Here is an 8,091-nt window from a genome sequence, read left to right on the forward strand (position 1 = left end):
CGGTCAGGGGTGCCGGGCGTAGGGCTGCAGGGTGCCGTCCTTGCCGAGCAGGGTGACCGTGAACGCGTCGCGGCGGCCATCGGGCGACTCCATGCCCGGCGACCCGATGGGCATGCCCGGCAGCACCAGCCCACGCGCGGCCGGCTTCTCGCGCAGCAGGCGCTGCACGTCCGCGGCCGGAACGTGGCCTTCCAGCACGTAGCCGCCGACTTCGGCGGTATGGCACGACGCCTGCGACAGCGGAATGCCCAGGCGCTGCTTCACCGCCGCCATGTCGGCGCTGTCATGGGCCACCACGGTGAAACCGGCCGCGCGCATGTGCTCGATCCAGCCGTTGCAGCAGCCGCAGTTGGCGTCCTTGTGGACGTGCACGACCTGCGCCGTCCGGGCGGCATGCCCGGCTGCCGGCGGCTTGCCCGCCGCCGCTGGCGGTGCGGCATCGCAGGCGGCGACGGCGAAGATGGAGCCGGCAACGATCAGCAGGGCCATCGTCCTGTGCAGCAGTGTGTTCATGTGAATCTCCTTCTGAAGGGGGCGGAATGCCGCGCGGCGTTCCGCCGTGGGAACGGGGTCAGAACCAGAACCGCACGCCGGCGACCCAGCGCGATTCCCGGGTGGCTTCCCCGGCATCGCGATGCAGGTCGGCGCTGCGGCCGAAACGGCGTTCGTGCACGAAGCCGACGTACGGCGCGAAGCGGCGGGTGATCTCGTAGCGCAGGCGCAGGCCGGCGCCGACGTGGCCCAGTCCGCTGCCGACGCCGCGGCGCGGGTCGTCGTCGGCGGCCACGCTGGCCTCCAGCGACGGTTGCAGGATCAGCCTGTTGGTCAGCAGCAGCGAGTACTCCGCCTCCACCGCCAGTTCGGCCCGGCGCGGCCCGCCCAGGTAGGCGGTGGCGGCGAATTCGAACTTGTAGGGCGCCAGCCCCTGCACGCCGATGGCGGCGCGGGTCAGCCCGGGCGCATCGCCGCCATCATGGCGGACGCCGCCGACCAGGTCCCACCACGGTGAGATGGAATGGCCATAGAGCGCGTCCAGCGACCACTCGCCGAGCCGGCCCTCGCTGCGCTGGCCTTCGCTGCGCAGCCACAGGCGGTCGATGTCGCTGCCGACCCAGCCCTTGGCCGCCCACGACTGGCCGCTGCCGCGGGCGTTGTCCCAGGCTTCCAGGTGGTCGAACAGCACCAGCTTGTTGATGCCGGGCGCATGCTGCATCGCATGCGGCGCGAGCGTGGGGAACGCCGCCGCCAGGTCCGCGGCGGTCGGCGTGGCAATGGGCTCGCGCGGCACCTGCATGGCCGCGGCGCCATGGCCGGCGTGATCGCCATGGCCCGCGTGCATGTCCGCGTCCGAAGAGGTGGCAGGCACGGGGCTGGCATGGGTGTCGACCGTGGCAGGCTGCGCATGCTCGCCATGCATGTCGTGCCCGGCATGGGCGTCATGGCCGTCCGCGGATTTTCCGGCGGGCGGCTCCATCGCGTGACCGGCATGCGGGTCCGCGGCCGGCTGTGGCGGCATCGCGTGGGACGCATGATCCATCGGCATGGCGTGGCCTGCATGCATGCCGGCTTGACCGGACATGCTGGCCGGCGTCCCGTGGCCTGCATGCGGGTCGGGCGCCGGTTCGACTGGCTTCGCCGTCGGCATGTGCGCGGCATGGCCGGCGTGCGGGTCGCTCCCCGCGGATGCGGCGGGAGCCGCTGATGCATGACCCGCATGCGGATCCGGTTTCGCGGTGGTTCCATGGTCGTGATGGCCCGCATGCGCGTCCTGCGCGGCGGCGCTGCCGGTGGCCGCGGCCAGGGCGATGAACAGCAGGGATCGGGTCGTCGTCTTCATGCCTCGATCCTCACTTCGCGCATCATGCCCGCTTCCATGTGGTACAGCAGGTGGCAGTGGAACGCCCAGCGGCCCAGCGCATCGGCGCGCACGCGGTAGCTGCGCCGGGTGCCGGGCGGCATGTCGATGGTGTGCTTGCGCACCTGGAAGCAGCCGTCGGCATCCTCCAGGTCGCTCCATACGCCATGCAGGTGGATGGGGTGGGTCATCATCGTGTCGTTGACCAGCACGATGCGCATGCGCTCGCCATAGTTCAGGCGCAGCGGCTCGGCACCGGCGAACGGGACGCCGTCGAAGTTCCAGGCGAACTTCTCCATGTGTCCGGTCAGGTGCAGCTCGATCTCGCGGCCGGGTTCGCGCCCGTCCGGGTCCTCGAACAGCGAGCGCAGGTCGGCGTAGGCAAGCACCTTGCGGCCGTTGTCGCGCAGGCCGATGCCGGGGTCGTCCAGCCGCGGCGAACTGGCCGAACTCTGCATGTCCACCAGCGGGTTGCCGCGCTCGCTGGGGGGGTGTTCGGGCGCGCTGCCGCCCATGCCATGCCCGCCGTGGGCGCCATGCCCTGCATGTCCGCCATGGTCGCCCTGGGCCATCGGCATCTGGCCGTGGCCGCCACCGTGGTCGTGGGCCATGTCGGCCATGGTCAGCAGCGGCCGCGGATCCAGTGCCGGCACCGGCGCCTGCAGGCCGTGGCGCACCGCCAGCGTGCCGCAGGCGTGGCCGGTGCGGCCCATGTCCTGGGCGAAGATCGTGAACGCGTCCTGGCCGCTGGGCTCGACGATCACGTCGAACGTCTCGGCCACCGCGATGCGGAACTCGTCCACGCTCACCGGGTGGATGTACTGGCCATCGGCCGCCACCACGGTCATCTTCAGCCCCGGGATGCGCACGTCGAAGTAGGTCATCGCCGAGCCGTTGATGAAACGCAGCAGTACTTTCTCGCCGCTGCGGAACAGCCCCGTCCAGTTGCCGGCCGGCGCGGTCCCGTTCATCAGGTAGGTATAGGTGTGGGCATTGATGTCGGACAGGTCAGACGGCGTCATCCGCATCCGCCCCCACATGCCACGGTCGGCGAGGGTGGCGCGCAGGCCGTCGCGGCGGGCGTCGCGCATGAAGTCGCCTGCCGTGCGCTGGTAGGTGTTGTCGTGCATCGGCATCTTCTTCATCCGCCGGTACAGCGCGGCCGGGTCCAGGTCGGTCCAGTCCGAAAGCAGTACCACGTGCTCGCGGTCGAAGCGGTACGGCGGCGGCTCCAGCGGGTCGATCACCAGCGCGCCATACAGGCCCGCCTGCTCCTGGAACATCGAATGGCTGTGGTACCAGTAGGTGCCGGACTGGCGCAGCTGGAAGCGGTACTGGAAGGCCTCGCCGGGGGCGATGCCGTCGAAGCTCAGCCCCGGCACGCCGTCCATGTTGGACGGCAGCAGGATGCCGTGCCAGTGGATCGAGGTCATCTCGTCGGCGAGCGTGTTGGCCACGCGGATGCTGACCGTATCGCCCTCGCGCCAGCGCAGGATCGGGGCCGGCAGCGAACCGTTGACGGTGACCGCGCTGCGCGCGCGGCCGGTGAAATCGACCGTCGAGCGGCCGATGGCCAGGCTCAGGTCGGTGCCGCGCAGCTCGCTGGCGGCCAGCGTGCGGGGAACGGCGGCCAATGCGTCGGATGCGCGCCACAGCCCGCTGCCGGCGACGACGCCGCCCAGGGCCAGGCCCTGCACGAAGCGGCGCCGCGACAGCACCGAGCGCGGGTCGGAAAGGAAATCGTTTTTCATGGGAACTCCATCGGCCGCCCACCGGCGAAGGCGGACGGCAACTGCGGATTGCCGGGAGGCACTGGCGCATGGCGACGATCGAAGTCACCCGCGCAGCGTGCTGCGGGCCTTGGTATGGCGGCTACGCGCGGGCAGGCCGCGCGGCGGCGACAGCCGGATCAGGCGATGGGTGGCCGGTGCAGCTGGCGCGGGCGCACGTCGTAGCGCCCCGGCGTGGGGTCGGTGGGTTCGGCTGAGCGCGCGATGGCACCGGCCGGCGACGCCATTGGCGTAGGCAGCATGTTGCAGTGCTGGGTGCAGTCGCAGTGCTTGCCGTCGTCGCAGGACGCGGCCGGCGGCTGCGGCTGCCTGTCGGAATCGTGCATGCCGCCGCCGTCGTGGCAGCAGGCGTGGTCCGCGCCCCTGTCCATGCCCACGGCCTCGGTGACCGCGGCCGCAGCGGCCGGCATCGCCATCGCCGTGGCCGACCACACCGACCCGATCGCACCGGCAATCAGGGACAGGCACAGCAGCAGGGGCAGCAGGATGCGCGGCACGCGGGGTCGGGATGGAAACCTGCGCGCACCATACCACCGTGCGGCGTGCAGCGCCGCTGCCGGCGGCGGCCGTTCCCGTCCGCAGTAGAATCGGCTTCAGCTTTCATCAGAGTGTGTGATCCATGTCCCAGCGTGCCTGGGTGGCGGCGGCCATCCGCAAGATCGAAGCCGATTACAACCGCTCGGCCGATACCCACCTGATTCCGGTGGGCCTGCCCGGTTTCCCCGGCATCGACGTCTACCTGAAGGACGAGTCCAGCCACCCGACCGGCAGCCTGAAGCATCGCCTCGCGCGTTCGCTGTTCCTGTATGCGCTGGCCAATGGCTGGCTGCGCGAGGGCTGCCCGGTGATCGAGGCGTCCAGTGGCTCGACCGCGGTGTCCGAGGCCTACTTCGCCCGCCTGCTGGGGTTGCCGTTCATCGCCGTGATCCCGGCCAGCACCTCCCCGGAGAAGATCGCCGCCATCGAGTTCCAGGGCGGGCGCTGCCATCTGGTGCAGCGCGCCTGCGACCTGAACTGCGAATCGGAGCGGCTGGCGCGCGAGACCGGCGGCCACTTCATGGACCAGTTCACCTACGCCGAGCGCGCCACCGACTGGCGCGCCAACAACAACATCGCCGAATCGATCTTCAAGCAGATGGCCGAGGAGCCGCACCCGGTACCGGAGTGGATCGTCTGCAGCCCGGGTACCGGCGGCACGGCGGCCACGCTGGGGCGCTACGTCAGCTACCGCCGCCACGACACCCTGATCATGTGCGCGGACCCGGAGGTATCGGTGTTCTACGACGGCTACTGCGCGGCGCTGGCCGGCGCCGACTGGCGCGACCTGGCCTGCGAGGGGGGCTCGCGCGTGGAGGGCATCGGCCGCCCGCGCGTGGAACGCAGTTTCATCCCCACCTGTGTCGACGCGATGGTCAAGGTGCCCGATGCCCTGAGCCTGGCCGCCATGCGCCATGTCAGCGCCACCCTCGGGCGCCGCGTCGGCGGTTCCACCGGCACCAACTTCATCGGCGTGCTGCTGGCGGCACAGCTGATGCGCGATGCCGGCCGCGACGGGTCCATCGTCACCATCCTCTGTGATGCCGGCGAGCGCTACGCGCACAGCTATTACGACCCGGCCTGGTACGAACGCCAGGGCATCGACGTGGCCGCCGCCGACGCCGCCATCGCCGCGGCGGTGGACGGCCGGGGGCTGCCGGCGCTGCCTTGTGCGTGGCTGGAGCCGTCGCCATATCGGAACTGATGCCGGCCCCGCCGGACCCGTTTCCAGGACCGTCCATGAATTCCAACCCCCTGCTCGACTTTTCCGGCCTGCCGCGTTTCGACGAGATCCGTCCCGGCCACGTCACCCCGGCCATCGACGCCCTGCTGGCCGAGGCCGAAGCCGCGGTGAAGACCGCCGAAACCGTGGCGCCGGTGAGCTGGGAGACCTTCGTGACCCCGCTGGACGACGCCACCGAGCGCCTGTACCGCGCATGGGGCCAGGTCGCCCACCTGCAGGCGGTGGCCGACACGCCGGAACTGCGCGAGGTCTATAACGCCAACCTGCCCAGGATCAGCCGTTTCGGCAGCACGATGGCGCAGAACCCGGCGCTGTATGCGCAATACAAGGCATTGGCGGCATCGCCGGAGGCCGCGGCGTTCGACCCGGCCCGGCGCAAGGTGCTGGACAACGCACTGCGTGATTTCCGCCTGGGGGGCGCCGAGCTCGACGCTGCCGGCAAGGCGCGCTTCGCGCAGATCCAGCAGGAGCTGTCGGCGCTGTCGGCCAGGTTCTCGCAGAACGTGCTCGATGCCACCGACGCGTTCGCCCTGTATGTCGAAGACGAGGCGGAACTGTCCGGGCTGCCGGCCGACGTGCTCGCCAACGCCCGCGCCGCGGCTACCCGGGATGGCCGCCAGGGCTGGAAGCTGACCCTGCACATGCCCTGCTACCTGCCGGTGCAGACCTATGCCGACAACCGCGCGCTGCGCGAGGCGCTCTACCGCGCCCATGCGGTGCGTGCCTCCGAGTTCGGCGACGCCGCCCTCGACAATGGCGGCAACATCGAGCGCATCCTGGCCCTGCGCACCGAACTGGCCGCACTGCTGGGGTTCGACAATTACGCCGGGTACTCCATCGCCACCAAGATGGCGACGGCCCCGGCACAGGTGCTGGATTTCCTGCGCGACCTGGCCGCGCGCGCCAGGCCCCATGCGCAGCGTGACCGCATCGAGCTGGAGGCCTTTGCCGCCGCGGAACTGGGCATCGACCGGCTGCAGGCCTGGGACCTTGCCTACGCCAGCGAAAAGCTCAGGCAGGCGCGCTACAGCTATTCCGAGCAGGAGGTGAAGCAGTACTTCACCGAGCCCACGGTACTGGCGGGCCTGTTCGCGGTGATCGAGCGCCTGTACGGCCTGCGGGTGCAGCCGGACCAGGCGCCGGTCTGGCACCCGGACGTTCGCTTCTACCGCCTGGTCGATGCCGACGGCGCGCTGGTCGGGCAGTTCTACATGGACCTGTACGCGCGCGAAGGCAAGCGCGGCGGTGCGTGGATGGACGATTGCCGCAACCGCCGCGTCACCGCGTCGGGCGTGCAGACCCCGCTGGTCTACCTGGTCTGCAACTTCGGTCGCGGCAGCGATGGCAGCCCCGCCACCTTCAGCCACGATGAGGTCACCACCGTCTTCCATGAAATGGGCCACGGGCTGCACCAGTTGCTGACCCGCATCGGCGAACTGGCGGTGGCCGGGATCAACGGCGTGGAGTGGGATGCGGTCGAGCTGCCCAGCCAGTTCATGGAGAATTTCTGCTGGGAATGGGAGCAGGTGCAGGCGATGACCGCGCACGTGGGCACCGGTGCGCCATTGCCGCGCACGCTGTTCGAACGGATGCTCGCGGCAAAGAACTACCAGAGCGGCATGTTCACCGTGCGCCAGCTGGAGTTCGGACTGTTCGACATGCTGCTGCACAGCCAGTACCAGCCGGCGCAGGAAAGCGTGCTGCAGCTGCTCGAGCGCGTGCGCGGCGAGGTCGCGGTGAACTTCCCGCCGGAGTGGAGCCGTTTCCCGCACCAGTTCAGCCACATCTTCGCCGGCGGCTATGCGGCCGGCTACTACAGCTACAAATGGGCCGAGGTGCTCAGCGCCGATGCCTATGCCGCGTTCGAGGAAGCGCCCGACCAGGTCGCCGCGACCGGCGCGCGCTTCCGCGACGAGGTGCTGTCGCGGGGCGGCAGTCGCAGTGCGGCCGAGAATTTCCTCGCGTTCCGCGGGCGCGAGCCGCGGATCGATGCGCTGCTGCGCCACAGCGGCATGGCGGCCTGACGGAAACAGGCATCACCCCGGCGGGATTCAGCCGCGGTGATGCCTGGCCGCGGTATTGATGCACGATCTTCTCCGCAGGGACCGGCCATGCCCCGTCTCATCCCGCGCCTTGCAGCCGCCGCCGCCATCATCGCGGTGGTCCTGTGGTTCCAGCCCGAGATCGTCGAGCCGCCAGCGAAGGTCAGCAGCAACGGCCTGAACCTGCGCAGCGCGCCGGACACGCGCGCCGACCGGGTCGCGGTCCTGCCGGTGGGGACCACGGTTGAAGTGCAGCGCTGCCTGGACGACCTGAGCTGGTGCAATGTGCGCCACGGAGAGCGCAGTGGCTGGGTGGCTGCGGACTACCTGATCGCCCGTGCCGATGGCCGGCGCGTAAAAGTGGCCGAGGCGGGCAGGGAACTCGGCGTGGTCATCGAGACCGCCAAGCCCGGTGGCTGAGCCGTCCGCAGGAACGTTCCTGCGGACAGTCGACGCATGAATGCACGCGAATGGTATTTGCCTCTTCCCAAAGTGGAGAGGAGGACGCATACTTCCGCTCCTTCGCCGCCGGCCGTTGATTGGCAGCGGAGGCAGGAAGGAAGTTGAAGTCACCCCAACGCCTGGCCTTTATACACATATGACGCTGCCGACGAACTGCAGAGA

At 70.1% G+C, this 8,091-nt stretch carries 8 protein-coding genes; 4 read left to right on the top strand and 4 right to left on the bottom strand.

Annotated elements, in window-relative coordinates; all coding sequences use genetic code 11:
- Positions 1-3: 3 nt before the first annotated feature.
- Positions 4-501: a DUF411 domain-containing protein gene (locus tag ABB33_RS03155; protein WP_380610047.1), complete on the bottom strand. Its 498-nt coding sequence runs from the start codon at positions 499-501 to the stop codon at positions 4-6.
- A 70-nt stretch (positions 502-571) separates the two neighbouring features.
- Positions 572-1,339, bottom strand: a complete 768-nt coding sequence (locus tag ABB33_RS03160) for a copper resistance protein B (protein ID WP_225546677.1) — start codon at positions 1,337-1,339, stop codon at positions 572-574.
- Between the two features lie 36 nt (positions 1,340-1,375).
- Between ABB33_RS03160 and ABB33_RS19025 the strand changes: the two genes are divergently transcribed.
- Positions 1,376-1,702 carry a hypothetical protein gene (locus ABB33_RS19025; RefSeq protein ID WP_225546678.1) on the top strand — a complete coding sequence of 109 codons (327 nt, stop codon included), beginning with the start codon at positions 1,376-1,378 and terminating at the stop codon, positions 1,700-1,702.
- 131 nt (positions 1,703-1,833) lie between these two features.
- Here ABB33_RS19025 and ABB33_RS03165 read toward each other — a convergent pair whose 3' ends face one another.
- Both ABB33_RS03165 and ABB33_RS03170 read right to left on the bottom strand, forming a co-directional pair.
- Positions 1,834-3,606, bottom strand: coding sequence for a copper resistance system multicopper oxidase (locus tag ABB33_RS03165; protein WP_056931106.1), 1,773 nt, complete (start codon positions 3,604-3,606; stop codon positions 1,834-1,836).
- Positions 3,607-3,764: 158 nt separating this feature from the next.
- Complete coding sequence (locus ABB33_RS03170) at positions 3,765-4,142, bottom strand: CopL family metal-binding regulatory protein (RefSeq protein WP_056931107.1); 378 nt, start codon at positions 4,140-4,142, stop codon at positions 3,765-3,767.
- Between the two features lie 122 nt (positions 4,143-4,264).
- Between ABB33_RS03170 and ABB33_RS03175 the strand changes: the two genes are divergently transcribed.
- From ABB33_RS03175 to ABB33_RS03185, 3 genes are all read left to right on the top strand, one after another.
- The gene (locus tag ABB33_RS03175; protein WP_054662074.1) at positions 4,265-5,386 is read left to right on the top strand and encodes a PLP-dependent cysteine synthase family protein; all 1,122 of its coding nucleotides are present in this window, start codon (positions 4,265-4,267) and stop codon (positions 5,384-5,386) included.
- 35 nt (positions 5,387-5,421) lie between these two features.
- Entirely contained in the window at positions 5,422-7,449 is a 2,028-nt protein-coding gene (locus ABB33_RS03180) for a M3 family metallopeptidase (protein ID WP_056931108.1), read from the top strand.
- Between the two features lie 87 nt (positions 7,450-7,536).
- A complete protein-coding gene (locus tag ABB33_RS03185; RefSeq protein ID WP_054662080.1) occupies positions 7,537-7,887 on the top strand; it encodes an SH3 domain-containing protein in 351 nt (116 codons plus the stop codon).
- The last annotated feature ends 204 nt before the right edge of the window (positions 7,888-8,091 follow it).

The sequence above is a fragment of the Stenotrophomonas acidaminiphila genome, from assembly GCF_001431595.1.
Taxonomy (GTDB): Bacteria; Pseudomonadota; Gammaproteobacteria; order Xanthomonadales; family Xanthomonadaceae; genus Stenotrophomonas; species Stenotrophomonas acidaminiphila.

Excerpts from the sequence above, each read along its gene's own strand:
- ABB33_RS03165 (WP_056931106.1), bottom strand. The coding sequence starts at position 3,606 with ATGAAAAACGATTTCCTTTCCGACCCGCGCTCGGTGCTGTCGCGGCGC.
- ABB33_RS19025 (WP_225546678.1), top strand. The coding sequence starts at position 1,376 with ATGGGTGTCGACCGTGGCAGGCTGCGCATGCTCGCCATGCATGTCGTG.
- ABB33_RS03175 (WP_054662074.1), top strand. The coding sequence starts at position 4,265 with ATGTCCCAGCGTGCCTGGGTGGCGGCGGCCATCCGCAAGATCGAAGCC.
- ABB33_RS03160 (WP_225546677.1), bottom strand. The coding sequence starts at position 1,339 with ATGCACGCGGGCCATGGCGATCACGCCGGCCATGGCGCCGCGGCCATG.
- ABB33_RS03180 (WP_056931108.1), top strand. The coding sequence starts at position 5,422 with ATGAATTCCAACCCCCTGCTCGACTTTTCCGGCCTGCCGCGTTTCGAC.
- ABB33_RS03185 (WP_054662080.1), top strand. The coding sequence starts at position 7,537 with ATGCCCCGTCTCATCCCGCGCCTTGCAGCCGCCGCCGCCATCATCGCG.